Here is a 15,028-nt window from a genome sequence, read left to right on the forward strand (position 1 = left end):
TGCGCGCAAATAAAAAAGCCGGCAGATGCGCCGGCTTTTTTGATCAGAACAGTTCGTGGCTTTGGCCGTTGTCCATGAGTGTGGTGCCCACATCATGCACCGAATACTCCGTTGGCTGGGTGCCGTTAATGAAGTACTCCTGACGGGTATTCCCGCCACCGTTAGCCAATTTACCGGTGCTGCGATCGATGGTGACGGTGACCACGCCATCCGGTGGCGTCAGCGGCTGAACCGGCACGCCATCCAATGCGGATTTCATGTAATCATCCCATGCGGGTTGCGCACTCTTCGCGCCGCCTTCATAGCCAGAAATCTGATCCGCAATCGCACCTGACATCGTTGAGCGTCCCAGCGCGCGTGAGTCATCGAAACCTATCCACACCGAGGTGACTGCACCTGGGCCGTAGCCAGAGAACCACGCATCTTTTGAGCTGTTGGTGGTACCGGTTTTTCCGCCGATATCGTTGCGCTTCAGATCGCGCCCTGCACGCCAGCCTGTGCCCATCCAGCCTGGCTCACCAAACACGTTAGAGTTCAGCGCGCTTTTGATCAGGAACGACAGCGGGGTATTGATCACGTGTGGCGCATATTGCTGATCGCCTGCCGGTTGCGGCTGGGCAGGAACTTGCTCCAGCTCCGGCTGTGGTACGGTTTGATTTTGCGATTGATCGGACGTGGCGACGTTTTCCACGCTCTCTTCGTTCAACGCCAGAGACTTTTTAGTATCGCCGTAGATCACCGGTAAATTACACTGCGGGCAGGCAATCTTCGGCTTCTCTTCAAACACCACGCCACCTTGCTCATTTTCAATCTTGGTAATGAAGTAAGGATCGACCAGGAAGCCACCGTTGGCCATCACCGCATAACCACGCGCCATTTGCATCGGGGTGAACGAAGCCGCACCCAGCGCCAGTGACTCGGTGTGGATGATGTTTTGCGCCGGGAAGCCAAAGCGCTGCAAATACTCGGCGGCGTAATCCACACCCATCGCGCGCATGGCACGTACCATCACCACGTTTTTCGACTCACCCAACCCCTGACGCAGGCGAATAGGGCCGGCATAAGTTGGCGGTGAGTTCTTCGGACGCCAGTCAGCGCCTGCGCCGGCATCCCAACGTGAAATCGGCACGTCATTCAGGATTGAAGCCAGCGTCAGACCACGGTCCATGGCGGCGGTATACAGGAACGGTTTGATGTTTGAACCGACCTGGCGTACTGCCTGAGTGGCGCGGTTAAACATGCTTTGGTTGAAGTCGAAACCGCCCACCAGAGCACGCACTGCACCATCTTGCGGATTAAGTGACACCAGCGCGGAGTTGACCAGCGGCACTTGTCCCAGCCACCAGCCATTATCCACTTTACGTACCCAAATCTGCTGGCCAGTCTGCAGTACCTGAGTCACGCTGCGTGGCGTTGGGCCCTGCAAGGTGTCAGATTTGTACGGACGCGCCCAGCGAACCCCTGCCAGACTCAGCGACACGCTACTGCCATCTTTCAACATCGCGGTGGCTTCATCGGCGGAGGCATTCGTCACCACAGCAGCGTTCAACGGGCCGTATGTCGGCAGATCTTTCAGCGCCTTTTGAATGCGGTTTGTATCCCAGCTTGCTTCGCCCACTTTCCACAACACGTTAGTGGGTCCGCGGTAGCCATGGCGCATGTCATAAGCCATCACGTTATTGCGAACGGCTTGCTGTGCGGCTTCCTGCAGATGACGGGTGACGGTGGTATACACCTTGTAGCCATCATCGTAAGCGGCATCGCCATAGCGCTTCACCATCTCCTGACGCACCATTTCACTCAGATAGGGGGCGGAGAAAGCAATTTCAGGGCCGTGATAGGTCGCGACCAGCGGCGTATTTCGCGCGTCAGTGTATTGCTGCTGCGTGATGTAGTTCTGGTCGAGCATACGCGCCAGTACCACATTACGGCGTGACAGCGCACGGGTATGCGAATAAAGCGGGTTAAAGGTTGACGGTGCTTTTGGCAGACCGGCAATCATCGCCATCTCACTCAGCGATAGCTGATCAACCGGCTTACCAAAATAGACCTGTGCTGCAGCACCGACACCGTAAGCACGATAGCCAAGATAGATTTTGTTGAGATACAGCTCGAGGATTTCATCCTTGGTCAGCAGCTGTTCAATGCGAATCGCGAGGAACGCTTCCTTGATTTTACGCATCAGCGTGCGTTCAGGGCTGAGGAAGAAATTACGCGCCAGCTGCTGGGTGATGGTACTGGCACCCTGCGAAGCATGGCCGGAGACCAGCGCAACGCTGGCGGCACGGAAAATCCCCACCGGATCAACACCATGGTGCTCATAGAAACGGCTGTCTTCGGTTGCAATGAACGCTTTGATCAGCTCAGGCGGCATCTGTTGCAAGGTGAGCGGCACACGGCGCTTCTCACCATACTGGGCGATCAGTTCGCCATCCGCGCTATAAACCTGCATCGGGGTTTGCAAACGCACGTCTTTCAGCGTGTTCACATCGGGCAGCTGCGGCTCTATGTATTTGTACAAACCATAAACCGTGCCTGCTCCCAGCAGAATGCAACACACTGTAAGAATCAATAAATACTTTACGAACTTCACCTGAGAATTCCCATCTGTTGTCGTTTGGGCAGTTTATAAACAATCGCGCGGTAGTATAAAGGCAAGCCTGACGCTTTGATATACCCGTCATACTTCAAGTGGTAGCCGCGAAGGCTGCCTGATGAAGTCTCCTGGGTAAACGTCTTTTTTCCCTTTAAAGATAAGGAGATCGCGTACATGGCTTTTCAACGCTGGCAAATCGGATTGGACATCCAAAACGGGCAACTCTGCGCGCTGGGCATTGAGCGTCGACGTCATGGTTGGCAGTTGCGCCATTGGTGGCAACAACCGCTGCCGCACGATACGTTACGCAACGGCGTGTTGCAAACCACACCACTGTTACAGGAGATGTTGACGCGCTGGCAACGTCATCTGCCCAAGCGCTATTCGCTGCGTGTAGGTTTACCGCCGCAGCTGGTATTGCAGCGAACCTTGCCCCTGCCTGACACCTCACTGAGTGAACCGGCGATGAGCCGTTACGTCGCGTCTTCAGCGCAGCGTCTGTTTCCGGTTGAGCCCGCGACCCTGTCAATTGATTACCGCTCGGCACGCGATGCGTCACAGCTGTGTATTACCGCCGCGCGTCGTGAGGTGATTGCGCAGTGGCTGACGCCTTTAAAACAGTCTGGTCTGCGCCCCGATGTGTTTGAACTCAGCAGCCTTGCGCTAACGCAGATCGCCATGCGCCTGCCGCTTCACCGCGACCAACTGTTGATTCACCCTCTGAGCGATCATTGGTTATGGACACTGGCGGGCGAACAAATCACGTCAGGTGCTGCGACAGAACCGCTCACGCTGGCGCAACTGCGCGATACCTTCCCGCAGGCGTCAGCCATTTTTTGCACCGCATCCGACATGCTGACTGAACAGAGTGTGTCGCACTGCAAGCCCTTGTCACTCCTGCACTACAGACAACCTCCGCTACCAGCGCATGAGGGGGACTTTGCTATTGCCCTGGGCTTAGCGCTGCGTCCGGATGATGCATGATGCTGGCGGTCAATTTACTGCCCTGGCGCATGCAGCGGCGGCAACGTCGCCGCCAGCAAAGTTTTACCTTGCTGGGATGCACATTGTTGCTCACCGGATTCATGGTGCTGGCGTTGTGGTGGCGTGGAAGCGGAGTATTGCGTCAACAACAGCAAGCATTGGCGGAAATCAGCCAGCAGCATGACGCCCTGCGCCAACAACTGGCGTTACAGCAATCGCTGCTACAGCAACGCGATGGCCTGTTGCAGGCGCAGCTTATCCGCCAGCAACAAAAGGATGAGCATCAGCGCTGGCAGCATTTTTGGCAGCAGTTGCCGACACTGCTGCCGGACACGCTGTGGCTTCATCGCGTGGAGCGGCGTCAGGGCATTCTGCTGCTGGAAGGTCAGGCGCAAAGCATGTTGGCCGTGCAGCATTTTCGCCAGCAGCTGCTGATGCAACCGCTGTTTGCCAGAGTGAAGCCGGGCAGCGTGCAGCGTCAGGGCGATGGGCATTATCGGTTCACCCTACGCGCGCGGGTACGGGAGAACGTGGGTGAGTGATGCACTGCAGCGTTGGCTGACATTATCACTCCGCTGGCGCCTCGCAACCCTGCTGGCGGTGGCTCTGCTGCTAATGATGTTGGCGTGGATGATGTTAATGCGCCCGCAGCAACGGGCGCTCGATCTTCTGCTGCGACAGCAGGAAGAGAGGGCCCAACAGGTTCGTCAGCGCCAGCAGCAGCTGGCGGCACGCCCCACCATCAGCGTGCTGGAGCAGGAAATTGCCCATTTGCAGCAACCTGCGGCAGAAATCATTGGGCAATCTACGCTCGAAGCCCTGATTACCGCACGCGGCAATCAACTGGAAAGCTGGCTGCCGGACACTCAGCCACAGCAGTTACAGCTACGCCTTGGCTGGGGCAATTTCTCCCGCTGTTCACTGAGCTGGCGATGACTCACCTGGCGGTGCCACTTCGATTTGAACTGCGTGCCGAGCAGGGCGAATTGAGGGCTCAGCTGTGGCTGGAGGATGAAGATGCGGAGTAGAGCATGGTTGTTATTGCTGTACAGCGGCATCGCGCTGGCACGCGATCCTTTTCAACCTCTTTCGGAGGTGCGATGTCATTCGCAGGTCGCTAAGCCTGATGGCTGGCGATTACAGGGCATTATTGGCACATCAACCCATTCTGTTGCCTGGCTGGTTTCCCCTCATGGAAAAGCCATCGGCTCACTGCGCAGGAAACGTTGCCCCAAACCGACTGGCATATTGCGGAGCTGACCTCAAACCGCCTCCTATTACGTGCCGCACAAAGTTGTTCGCCACAGCAAATTACCTGGTTAATAAAAGGAGGATATTATGAAATGGATGGCCCTAATGTTGTGTCTCAGTCTGAGTCTGTCAGTACAGGCAAATGAAGATCGTTTGAGCCTGGTATTTGATGATGCGCCGGTCGAACGTATTTTGCAGGCGCTGGCAGATTATCAACAAACTAACCTGCTGATCGCGCCCGGTGTTGAAGGACGATTATCATTGCGCCTTGATGATGTGGGATTTGATCGTGCACTGGCGCTGGTCACTCGATTGGCAAAACTCACGGTGGTGCAGGAGGAGGGCGTGCTGCTGGTCTATCCGGAGAGCTGGCAGCAGCAGCAGGTCCAGCAGGCCAACGCGGAGCGCGAGGAAAAACAGCAGCAGGTCCCTCTGGAGCAGCAGTCAATCACGCTGCATTACGCCAATGCCAGCGATGTCTTTCGTAGTTTGCAGGCTGAGCGCTCGCTGCTTACCCCGCGCGGTAGCGTAACGGTGGATAGCCGCACCAATAGCTTATTAATCCGTGACACCGCCCAAGCGCTGCGTGACGCTGCGCGCTGGCTACAAGCACTGGATATGCCGCTTGAGCAAGTTGAACTCTCGGCGCACATCATCACCATCCATGAAGAGCATCTGCGCGAACTCGGGGTGAACTGGAGTACATCTCCGGCGCAAACGGTGACGGCGGCGCTGCGTAATCCCCTGCTGGCGATTCCGCTGGCCGTGGATAATCCTGCTCTGCGTGCCGGTGTGACGCTGGGACAGGTGAGCGGTGAGCTGCTTAATCTTGAACTCAGCGCGCTGGAGAAGGAAAACCATATCGAAATCATCGCCAGCCCACGTCTCTTTACCTCCCATCAGCAAACCGCCTCCATCAAGCAGGGCACCGAGATTCCCTATGAGGTGAAATCAGGCAGTAGCGGTGCAACGGCGATTGAGTTCAAAGAGGCGGTATTGGGGATGGAAGTGACGCCGGTGGTGCTGGGCAATGGTCGTATTCAGTTAAAACTGCGGCTAAGCCAGAATATGCCGGGTCGCAGCCTGAATGTGGGTGAAAGCCGCGTATTGAGTATTGATAAGCAAGAAATTGAAACGCAGGTAACGTTGCGTGATGGCGAAACGCTGGCGCTGGGCGGTATTTTCCAGCAGCAGCGGATGCAGGCGGAAAAACGCGTGCCCTGGCTGGGTGAAGTGCCTTTACTGGGCAGTCTGTTCCGTCAGCAAACGCAAGAACACAAAAAGAAGGAGCTGGTGATCTTTATTACCCCCAGACTGGTCAGGGAAGCAGCGCTTACAGCCGGATAAAGCGGAAAATTCACTCTGATTTGCCATCTGCGTTGACGCAGGGCAGGAATTAGCTTACAAGGTTTAGCGATTTTTAAAACGGTGTAGCGGAACGCGGCAGGATAACCTTCCGATGGGCGTCAGTCACAAGCGATACTGGCGTCAGAATATATTTTCCCTAAATAAATCGAGTTAATGCACGGCGGTGAAAACGTTAATTCCTAAGCTTATATTGGTAAGTTTCAGGGACACGAAAACACAGCCAGCGCGCTTGTAGCTTGATGTGTGAGGGAAAACAGGAGGGGCGTTACCGTCTCGCGAACCACAGACCGGTCCTGTTAATAGGTCGCCGGAGGCAATTTATTCGGTTGCCAAACGGCCATGAGTGTTGAGATAATTTTCCATCTGACTCTTGTTAATGCTCATGAGGTCTCAGTTCCTGTCCCGCCAGCACTATGCTGAACGCGGGTATCATCAACGAATTCTTAGTAATACCGATAAAATGGCAGAGAAACGCAATATCTTTCTGGTTGGGCCGATGGGTGCCGGCAAAAGCACTATTGGTCGTCAGTTAGCTCAGCAACTCAATATGGAATTTTTCGATTCCGATCAGGAAATTGAGCGACGTACCGGAGCGGATGTAGGCTGGGTATTTGATGTGGAAGGCGAAGCCGGTTTCCGCGATCGTGAAGAAAAGATCATTAATGAACTCACCGAGAAGCAAGGCATTGTCCTGGCGACAGGTGGAGGTTCTGTCAAATCCCGTGAAACCCGCAATCGTCTCTCCGCCCGCGGCGTGGTCGTTTATCTTGAAACCACCATCGAAAAGCAACTTGCTCGTACGCAGCGTGATAAAAAGCGCCCGCTGTTGCAGGTTGAAGAGCCGCCGCGCGAAGTACTGGAAGCTTTAGCTGGCGAACGTAATCCACTTTATGAAGAGATCGCTGACGTCACCATTCGCACTGACGATCAAAGTGCAAAAGTTGTCGCCAATCAGATCATCAACATGCTGGAAAAAAATTAATCCAGCGCCCTGAGGGCTCAGCAATAGGTATCGGTCATCATGGAGAAGATCACTGTCTCACTCGGGGATCGTAGTTACCCCATCACCATCGCTGCCGGACTGTTTCACGATCCGGCTTCTTTTTGGCCGCTAAAAGCAGGCGACAACGCCATGCTGGTGACCAATGAGACGCTTGCTCCGATCTATCTCGACGCGCTGTCAGCACGGCTTAAGCAGGCGGGCGTGAAGGTGGATCAGGTGATTTTGCCGGATGGCGAAAAGTACAAGACGCTGGCCGTGATGGACGAGGTCTTCACCGCATTACTGCAGAAACCGCACGGTCGTGATACCACGCTGATTGCGCTCGGCGGTGGTGTTATTGGTGATCTTACTGGATTTGCCGCCGCGAGCTATCAACGTGGTGTGCGTTTTATCCAGGTACCAACAACATTGCTCTCTCAGGTCGATTCTTCGGTGGGCGGCAAAACGGCCGTCAACCATCCGTTGGGCAAAAACATGATTGGTGCCTTCTACCAGCCTGCATCTGTGGTGGTAGATACCGATTGCCTGGCGACGCTACCGGCACGTGAATTGTCGTCCGGTCTGGCGGAAGTGATCAAATACGGCATTATTCTTGATGGGGAATTCTTCCAGTGGCTGGAGCAGAATCTTGATGCTCTGTTGGCACTGGATCAGAAAGCCCTGGCTTACTGCATCCGTCGTTGTTGCGAACTTAAAGCTGAAGTGGTTGCCGCCGATGAACGTGAAAACGGTCAGCGTGCGCTGCTTAATTTGGGCCATACTTTTGGTCATGCGATTGAAGCGCACATGGGCTACGGCAACTGGTTGCACGGCGAAGCGATTGCGGCAGGTATGGTTATGGCAGCACGCACAGCCGAACGGCTGGGTCAGTTCTCGTCAACGGATACCGATCGCATCATCGCGCTGTTTTTGCGTGCCGGTTTGCCGGTGCACGGTCCATCAAGCATGCCGGCTGAAGCCTATCTTCCGCACATGATGCGCGATAAAAAAGTGCTGGCAGGTGAAATGCGTTTGGTGCTGCCTCTCGCAATTGGCCGCTCTGAAGTGCGCGCAGGTGTTGCTCATGATATGGTGCTGGCAGCAATTAACGATTGCCAGAAACCCTGAATTTAAGCAGTGAGTGGTGATGCGGTGCGTGGGAAGCGTGCCGTTTTACGGAGGAGGCTAGATGGATGAGTTCAAACCGGAAGACGAGTTAAAACCTGATGCCAGTGACCGCCGACCCACGCGGCCTCGCAAAACGTCTTCTGCGCCGAAAGCGAAGGTACCGGTATCTCGTCAGCATATGATGATGGGAATCGGGATCCTGGTTCTATTGCTGGTGGTGCTGGGTATTGGTTCGGCATTAACCGGTCCGGATGAGAAGAAACCCGCAGCGCCAACGGCCACCAATGGCAGCGTGGCGCCGACTTCCGCTGGCAGTGAAAAGAACATCGACCTTTCTGGCTCGACGTCCATGAGTGGCCAGCAAAACGCCGCGCCTTCAGCTGAAGGAAGTGCACCACAGACGCCAGCTGCATCATCCTCACCAGCAGGCAGCGACTCCAACGCGATTTCGATGCCAGCGGTATCTTCAACGCCGACGCAAGCTGCACCTGTCGATACGCCAGCCAATCAGCAACGTGTGACGCTGCCGGGCGACCTCAACAGCGCGCTGAGCAACCAGCAAGGCCAGGTTGATAGTGCGGCGCAGGGTGCACAAGGCAACAGTTCATTGCCCACCGCACCCGCCACCGTCAGCGGCAATGGCAAGGCGATAACGCCGCCTGCGATGCGTTCTGAAACACCAGCACGTACCAGCAACAACGGTACGCGTGAGACGCACAGCAACGCCACTACGCATAAAACGCCGGCTACCACCAAACCGGCCGCCGTGGCGAAAGAGAATAAAACGCATACCACCGCGGCGCATAATCCGCCGGCTAGCGGCGGTAGCAGCACGTCATTGCCAGGCGGTGGCAGCTACACGCTGCAGCTGAGCGGTGCGTCGAAAGAAGAGAGCCTGAATGCCTGGGCGAAGAAACAAAATCTGAGCGGTTATCACGTGTATAAAACCACGCGTAACGGTCAGCCGTGGTACGTGTTGGTCAGTGGTGCATATGCCACGCCAGCCGATGCCAAGCGTGCAGTGGCGTCATTGCCTGCTGAAGTACGCGCGGCGAATCCGTGGGTAAAACCGTTGAGTCAGGTGAAGAAAGAAAGTCAGTAATTGATGTGGGGCCGCCGTCACGCGGCCCCGTTTAAAGCGCAGAGCTGCTGTCGGTTCCACCACAGCCAATAATTAAGATGTAATAACCACGACAGCATGAAGAAAAATCGCGCTTTCCTTAAATGGGCCGGAGGGAAATACCCACTGCTTGACGATATCCGTCGTCATTTGCCACAAGGTGACTGTTTAATCGAACCTTTTGTGGGTGCCGGTTCCGTATTCCTCAACACCGATTATGATCGCTATCACCTGGCGGACATCAACGGTGACCTGATTAATCTCTACAACATCGTCAAAAACCGCACCGCCGAATTCATTGAAGACGCGCGGCAGCTGTTCACGCCTGAAGGTAACATCGCAGAGACCTACTACGCGCAACGGCTGGCATTTAATGCCAGTAAAGATGAATATCAGCGCGCACTGCTGTTTCTCTATCTCAATCGCCATGGTTACAACGGTTTGTGCCGCTACAACCTGCGCGGTGAGTTTAATGTGCCTTTTGGCCGTTATCGCAAACCTTACTTCCCGGAAGCAGAGCTGTTGTGGTTTGCCGAACGGGCGCAAAAAGCGACCTTTGTCTGTGAATCGTACGATGTTACTCTGAACAACGCCCCTGCAGGCTCAGTGGTTTATTGCGATCCGCCCTATGCGCCGCTTTCGGCGACGGCGAACTTTACCGCTTACCACACCAACAGTTTTAGCCTGCGCGAGCAGCAACATTTGGCAGAGCTGGCCAATAAGCTGGCGTATGAAAACAGCATACCGGTGCTGATTTCCAACCACGACACGTTACTCACGCGTGAGTGGTATCAGAATGCGGTTTTACACGTAGTCAAAGCCCGGCGTTCCATCAGCCGAAGCATAAGTGGTCGCACTCAGGTAGACGAACTGCTGGCGCTTTTCCGCTAGCCTGTTTCGTCCGCGACCAACGCATTACGCCAGCTTCGGCTGGCGCACAAAATTGGGAGAATCGGATGAAACAATTTTTACTGGCCCCTTCAATCCTTGCTGCTGACTTTGCTCGCCTGGGCGAAGATACCGCCAAAGCGCTGGCGGCAGGGGGTGATGTGGTTCATTTCGACGTGATGGATAACCACTATGTTCCCAATCTGACTATGGGTCCGATGGTGCTGAAAGCCTTACGTGATTACGGCATCACTGCGCCGATTGATGTGCATCTGATGGTTAAACCGGTCGATGCGCTGATCCCCGAGTTCGCCAAAGCGGGCGCGACCTTCATTACCTTCCATCCTGAAGCCAGTGAGCACGTTGATCGCACGTTGCAACTGATTAAAGAGCACGGCTGTAAAGCGGGCCTGGTGTTCAATCCGGCCACGCCACTGGATTACCTCGACTACGTGATGGACAAGCTGGATATCATTCTGCTGATGTCAGTGAACCCTGGATTCGGTGGTCAATCCTTTATTCCCGGCACGCTGGACAAACTGCGTCAGGCACGTCGTTTGATCGATCAGAGCGGTTACAGCATCCGCCTGGAAGTGGACGGTGGCGTGAAGATCGACAACATTGGTCAGATTGCGGCAGCGGGCGCGGATATGTTTGTCGCGGGCTCGGCAATTTTCGGCCATCCGGATTACAAAAAAGTGATCGACGAAATGCGCGGCGAACTGGAGAAAGTTAATGGCTCATTTCACTGATATTCGTGCGCTGGCGTTTGATCTCGATGGCACGTTGGTTGACAGCGCACCGGGTCTGGCGCAGGCGATCGATCATGCTTTAGGCGATTTACAGCTGCCGCCTCCGGGCCTGGCGCTGGCCTCCACTTGGATTGGCAACGGCGCGGATGTGATGATGGCGCGTGCGCTGACCTGGGCATTAGGTCGCGAGCCGCACGCCGAAGAACAACGCGATGCGCGCACGCTGTTTGATAAGTACTACGCCGAAACGGTGGAAGCGGGCAGTACGCTGTTCCCGCAGGTCATTGAGACGCTAGCCGCGCTGCACGCCAAAGGCTTGCCGATGGCGATTGTCACTAACAAGCCGACGCCGTTTGTCGCACCTCTGCTGCAATCGCTGGGCATTGCCGATTTCTTCACGCTGATTATTGGCGGTGATGATGTGGTGGTGAAAAAGCCCCACCCGGCGGCGATCTTCCTTGTTCTGGGTCACTTTGGCGTGCTGCAGAAAGAATTATTGTTTGTAGGCGATTCTCGTAATGATATTCATGCGGCTCAGGCCGCAGGCGTGCCGAATATCGGTATGACTTTCGGCTACAACTATGGCGAGCCAATTGCCGCCAGCCAACCCGATTTAACTCTCGATACTTTTAGCGAACTTTTGCCCGCTCTCGGGCTGTAATTATCAGGATATAACATGAGCAAACCCATCGTTTTCAGCGGCGCCCAGCCTTCCGGTGAACTGACCATTGGCAACTATATGGGTGCGCTGCGTCAGTGGGTGCAGATGCAGGATGATTTCCACTGCATTTACTGCATCGTCGATCTGCACGCCATCACCGTTCGTCAGGATCCTGTTGCGCTGCGCAAAGCCACGCTGGATACCTTAGCGTTGTACCTTGCCTGCGGTATCGATCCGGCAAAAAGCACCATCTTTGTTCAGTCGCATGTGCCAGAGCACGCGCAGCTGAGCTGGGTGCTGAACTGCTACACCTATTTTGGTGAGCTGAGCCGTATGACGCAGTTCAAGGATAAGTCCGCGCGTTATTCTGAGAACATCACCGCTGGCTTGTTCGATTACCCGGTGCTGATGGCGGCCGATATTCTGCTGTATCAGACCAATCAGGTACCGGTGGGCGAAGATCAGAAGCAGCACCTGGAACTGAGCCGCGATATCGCTGGCCGTTTCAACGCGCTGTATGGCGATGTGTTCAAAATCCCTGAGCCGTTTATTCCAAAGTCAGGCGCACGCGTGATGTCGCTGCTGGAGCCGACCAAGAAGATGTCGAAGTCGGATGACAATCGCAACAACGTGATCGGCCTGCTGGAAGACACCAAAGCGGTAGTGAAGAAGATCAAACGCGCGGTCACCGATTCCGCCGAGCCGCCAGTGGTGCGTTACGACGTGAAAGAAAAAGCCGGTGTCTCTAACCTGCTGGATATCCTGTCTGGTGTCACCGGTAAGTCGATTCCGCAGCTGGAGCAGGAGTTCGAAGGCAAGATGTATGGCCACCTGAAAGGCGAAGTGGCGGAAGCGGTTTCCGGCATGCTGACTGAGCTGCAGGAGCGTTATCATCGATTCCGTAACGACGAAGCGTTCCTTAATCAGGTCATGCGTGAAGGTGCCACCAAAGCGCGTGCGCAGGCGCAGGAAACGCTGAAGAAAGTCTATGAAGCGGTGGGCTTTGTGGCTCAGCCTTAATCAGCTGTCTGACCTAAGAACGGCGAGTTGTCATGACTCGCCGTTTTTTTATGTTTAAAACCAGCGTAACTGATGGCGCAGGCTAACCACGCGCCCGACGATAATCAGCGCTGGACTGGCAAACTGCTGTGCCAGCGAACTGAGTTCAGCCAGCGTCGCGGTTTCGACGCGTTGATCGGGTGTGGTGCCGTTTTGCACAATCGCCACCGGCATCGCCGCATCCATGCCGTGCTGCAACAGCTGGCGCTGGATCTCGGGTGCCTGATTCAGCCCCATATAGAACACCAGCGTTTGCTGCTCTGCCGCCAGCTTCTGCCATTCAATCTCACCCTGCTGTTGCAGATGGCCGGTGACAAAACGCACGCTCTGGGCGTGATCGCGGTGCGTCAGTGGAATACCGCTGTAAGCGGCACATCCGGATGCGGCAGTGATACCCGGCACCACGCTGAACGGAATGTTGTGCTGCGCCAGGATCTCCAGCTCCTCACCGCCACGGCCAAAAATAAACGGATCGCCGCCTTTTAGCCGCACCACGCGTTTGCCGCTCTGCGCTTGTTCCAGCAGCAGCTGATTAATTTGCGACTGCGGTACGCAGTGATGACCGGCCTGTTTACCGACGAAGATGCGTTCTGCGTCGCGGCGTACCAGGTTGAGAATCGGTTCGGACACCAGGCGGTCATACACCACCACATCGGCCTGTTGGATACACTGCAAACCTTTCAGCGTCAGTAATCCGGCATCCCCCGGACCTGCGCCCACCAGCACCACTTCACCTTGCTGAGACAGCGGCGCATCAAATAAGCTATCAACGATATGATCGGCGCGTGGCTGGTCACCATTGGCCAGCGTTTGCGCCAGACGATCGCTGGCAAAGAAGCGTTCCCAAAATGCCCGGCGCTGCCCCATGCTCGCAAATGTCTGCTTCACCCGATTGCGTAGCGATCCGGCGAGTGAAGCCAGCTGACCCAGATGCTGTGGCAGCATCGCTTCCAGCTTCTCACGCATCAGGCGCGCCAACACCGGCGCGCGGCCACCGGATGACACCGCAATCATCAGCGGGGAGCGATCGACAATCGACGGCATGATAGCGCTGGCTTCCTGCGGTGCATCTACCAGATTGCAGAAGATGCGACGCGCTTCTGCGGCATCGCCCACTTGCTGATTCACCGCGTCATCATCGGTGGCGGCAATCACCAGCCAGCAGCCTTCCAGCCAGCACTCCTCAAAGGTGCCGGATATGAGGTGCAACTTTCCCTGCTCGGCCCACTGCTGAAATACAGGGGAGAAATCCAGTGCGCCGACGTGCAAATCGGCACCGGCATCCAGCAGCAGGCGCGCTTTGCGTTCTGCTACATCACCGCCGCCGACCAGTAAACAACGTTTGCCCTGCAGGCGGCAAAACAGCGGGAAATAGTCCATCGCTCATCCTCAAAAAAGCCCGCAATCTGCGGGCTCAAAACGTTAAACAGATTTAAGCGCAGTGGCTTGTGTCGCCACTTGCGGTCGCTGAGCCTGTGGCGTGGCGTACCAATAACCCAGGCCCATCAATATCATCCCGGAGAACATGTTACCCAGCGTCACCCACAACAGATTGTGGCCGATGCCGCTCAAGGTCAGATCGGCATTATGCTGACCAAACCACGACAGTGCAAAGACCGTCATGTTCGCGACGGAGTGTTCGTAGCCAGAAGCGATAAACGCCAACAGGCACCACCAGATGGCAATGAACTTCGCCGTGCCTTCAGTGCGCACCGCCATCCAGATCGCCAGACACACCAGCCAGTTACACAGCGCACCTTTAAAGAACAGCGCCATCGCCGGTTGGGTAGTTTTCGCCAGCGCTGCGCTATGAATCAAGGCGCTGGCATTCGGCAGCATCGCACCTGCCGCGTAGTAATAGAGCAGGGCGACAAATACAGAGCCGATCAGATTGCCCAGCCAGGTTTGTGGCAGCACGCACCACATCTGGCCCTGGCTAATGGTGCCCGCTTTAACGCCGACGGTGAGGAACAGGGTGTGACCAGTAAACAGTTCTGATCCCGCAATGATCACCAGCGTCAGGGCGATACCAAAGGTGGCTCCCATCAATAGCGGACGGTAAGCCGGATCGACCAGATTGCCGAGGGTGAATATCAGAATGATGGCGAGGCCCACATAAGCGCCCGCCATCGCCGAGCTGATCCAGAAGGCGAGCGGGCTGTGCTGCGCGGTACGCACAATGCGTGCTGCGTTGTTGGCGCAGGTGTTCAGGGTGTCAGTAAACATAGTGACGTCTCAT

At 55.6% G+C, this 15,028-nt stretch carries 14 protein-coding genes and 1 pseudogene; 12 read left to right on the forward strand and 3 right to left on the reverse strand.

Annotation, left to right across the window (positions count from 1 at the left end; genetic code table 11):
* Positions 1-43: 43 nt before the first annotated feature.
* A complete protein-coding gene (gene mrcA / locus HA45_RS16880; protein ID WP_100701801.1) occupies positions 44-2,593 on the reverse strand; it encodes a peptidoglycan glycosyltransferase/peptidoglycan DD-transpeptidase MrcA in 2,550 nt (849 codons plus the stop codon).
* Positions 2,594-2,770: 177 nt separating this feature from the next.
* Here mrcA and pilM point away from each other — a divergent pair, with 177 nt between their 5' ends.
* From pilM to trpS, 12 genes and pseudogenes are all read left to right on the forward strand, one after another.
* Positions 2,771-3,580, forward strand: a complete 810-nt coding sequence (pilM, locus tag HA45_RS16885; protein ID WP_100701799.1) for a type IV pilus biogenesis protein PilM — start codon at positions 2,771-2,773, stop codon at positions 3,578-3,580.
* Positions 3,577-4,122: a PilN domain-containing protein gene (locus HA45_RS16890; RefSeq protein ID WP_240629213.1), complete on the forward strand. Its 546-nt coding sequence runs from the start codon at positions 3,577-3,579 to the stop codon at positions 4,120-4,122. The genes pilM and HA45_RS16890 overlap by 4 nt, the downstream gene beginning before the upstream one ends.
* A 97-nt stretch (positions 4,123-4,219) precedes the next feature.
* Positions 4,220-4,608: pseudogene (locus tag HA45_RS16895) on the forward strand (HofO family protein).
* Between the two features lie 198 nt (positions 4,609-4,806).
* Complete coding sequence (locus HA45_RS28275) at positions 4,807-4,977, forward strand: DUF2531 family protein (RefSeq protein WP_244563467.1); 171 nt, start codon at positions 4,807-4,809, stop codon at positions 4,975-4,977.
* A complete protein-coding gene (hofQ, locus tag HA45_RS16905; RefSeq protein ID WP_100701796.1) occupies positions 4,919-6,178 on the forward strand; it encodes a DNA uptake porin HofQ in 1,260 nt (419 codons plus the stop codon). The genes HA45_RS28275 and hofQ overlap by 59 nt, the downstream gene beginning before the upstream one ends.
* Before the next feature lie 481 nt (positions 6,179-6,659).
* Positions 6,660-7,181, forward strand: a complete 522-nt coding sequence (gene aroK / locus HA45_RS16910) for a shikimate kinase AroK (protein WP_128598981.1) — start codon at positions 6,660-6,662, stop codon at positions 7,179-7,181.
* 39 nt (positions 7,182-7,220) lie between these two features.
* The gene (aroB, locus tag HA45_RS16915) at positions 7,221-8,309 is read left to right on the forward strand and encodes a 3-dehydroquinate synthase (protein WP_100701794.1); all 1,089 of its coding nucleotides are present in this window, start codon (positions 7,221-7,223) and stop codon (positions 8,307-8,309) included.
* Between the two features lie 61 nt (positions 8,310-8,370).
* On the forward strand, positions 8,371-9,411 hold the full coding sequence (locus HA45_RS16920; protein WP_100701793.1) for an SPOR domain-containing protein: 1,041 nt from the start codon (positions 8,371-8,373) through the stop codon (positions 9,409-9,411).
* A 96-nt stretch (positions 9,412-9,507) separates the two neighbouring features.
* A complete protein-coding gene (gene dam, locus HA45_RS16925; RefSeq protein WP_100701792.1) occupies positions 9,508-10,320 on the forward strand; it encodes an adenine-specific DNA-methyltransferase in 813 nt (270 codons plus the stop codon).
* Between the two features lie 65 nt (positions 10,321-10,385).
* The gene (gene rpe / locus HA45_RS16930) at positions 10,386-11,069 is read left to right on the forward strand and encodes a ribulose-phosphate 3-epimerase (RefSeq protein WP_100701791.1); all 684 of its coding nucleotides are present in this window, start codon (positions 10,386-10,388) and stop codon (positions 11,067-11,069) included.
* Positions 11,053-11,730 carry a phosphoglycolate phosphatase gene (locus HA45_RS16935; protein ID WP_100701790.1) on the forward strand — a complete coding sequence of 226 codons (678 nt, stop codon included), beginning with the start codon at positions 11,053-11,055 and terminating at the stop codon, positions 11,728-11,730. The genes rpe and HA45_RS16935 overlap by 17 nt, the downstream gene beginning before the upstream one ends.
* A gap of 15 nt (positions 11,731-11,745) precedes the next feature.
* Positions 11,746-12,750, forward strand: a complete 1,005-nt coding sequence (gene trpS / locus HA45_RS16940; protein WP_100701789.1) for a tryptophan--tRNA ligase — start codon at positions 11,746-11,748, stop codon at positions 12,748-12,750.
* Between the two features lie 54 nt (positions 12,751-12,804).
* On the opposite strand, the gene cysG is transcribed toward trpS, so the two are convergent.
* Entirely contained in the window at positions 12,805-14,169 is a 1,365-nt protein-coding gene (cysG, locus tag HA45_RS16945; RefSeq protein WP_100701788.1) for a siroheme synthase CysG, read from the reverse strand.
* Between the two features lie 42 nt (positions 14,170-14,211).
* On the reverse strand, positions 14,212-15,015 hold the full coding sequence (nirC, locus tag HA45_RS16950) for a nitrite transporter NirC (RefSeq protein WP_100701787.1): 804 nt from the start codon (positions 15,013-15,015) through the stop codon (positions 14,212-14,214).
* Positions 15,016-15,028 lie beyond the last annotated feature (13 nt).

The sequence above is a fragment of the Pantoea rodasii genome (genome assembly GCF_002095465.1).
GTDB lineage: Bacteria > Pseudomonadota > Gammaproteobacteria > Enterobacterales > Enterobacteriaceae > Pantoea > Pantoea rodasii.

Coding starts and splice junctions, on each gene's coding strand:
- HA45_RS16935 (WP_100701790.1), top strand. CDS start 11,053: ATGGCTCATTTCACTGATATTCGTGCGCTGGCGTTTGATCTCGATGGC.
- dam (WP_100701792.1), top strand. CDS start 9,508: ATGAAGAAAAATCGCGCTTTCCTTAAATGGGCCGGAGGGAAATACCCA.
- aroK (WP_128598981.1), top strand. CDS start 6,660: ATGGCAGAGAAACGCAATATCTTTCTGGTTGGGCCGATGGGTGCCGGC.
- trpS (WP_100701789.1), top strand. CDS start 11,746: ATGAGCAAACCCATCGTTTTCAGCGGCGCCCAGCCTTCCGGTGAACTG.
- hofQ (WP_100701796.1), top strand. CDS start 4,919: ATGAAATGGATGGCCCTAATGTTGTGTCTCAGTCTGAGTCTGTCAGTA.
- HA45_RS16920 (WP_100701793.1), top strand. CDS start 8,371: ATGGATGAGTTCAAACCGGAAGACGAGTTAAAACCTGATGCCAGTGAC.
- rpe (WP_100701791.1), top strand. CDS start 10,386: ATGAAACAATTTTTACTGGCCCCTTCAATCCTTGCTGCTGACTTTGCT.
- cysG (WP_100701788.1), bottom strand. CDS start 14,169: ATGGACTATTTCCCGCTGTTTTGCCGCCTGCAGGGCAAACGTTGTTTA.
- nirC (WP_100701787.1), bottom strand. CDS start 15,015: ATGTTTACTGACACCCTGAACACCTGCGCCAACAACGCAGCACGCATT.
- aroB (WP_100701794.1), top strand. CDS start 7,221: ATGGAGAAGATCACTGTCTCACTCGGGGATCGTAGTTACCCCATCACC.
- HA45_RS16890 (WP_240629213.1), top strand. CDS start 3,577: ATGATGCTGGCGGTCAATTTACTGCCCTGGCGCATGCAGCGGCGGCAA.
- pilM (WP_100701799.1), top strand. CDS start 2,771: ATGGCTTTTCAACGCTGGCAAATCGGATTGGACATCCAAAACGGGCAA.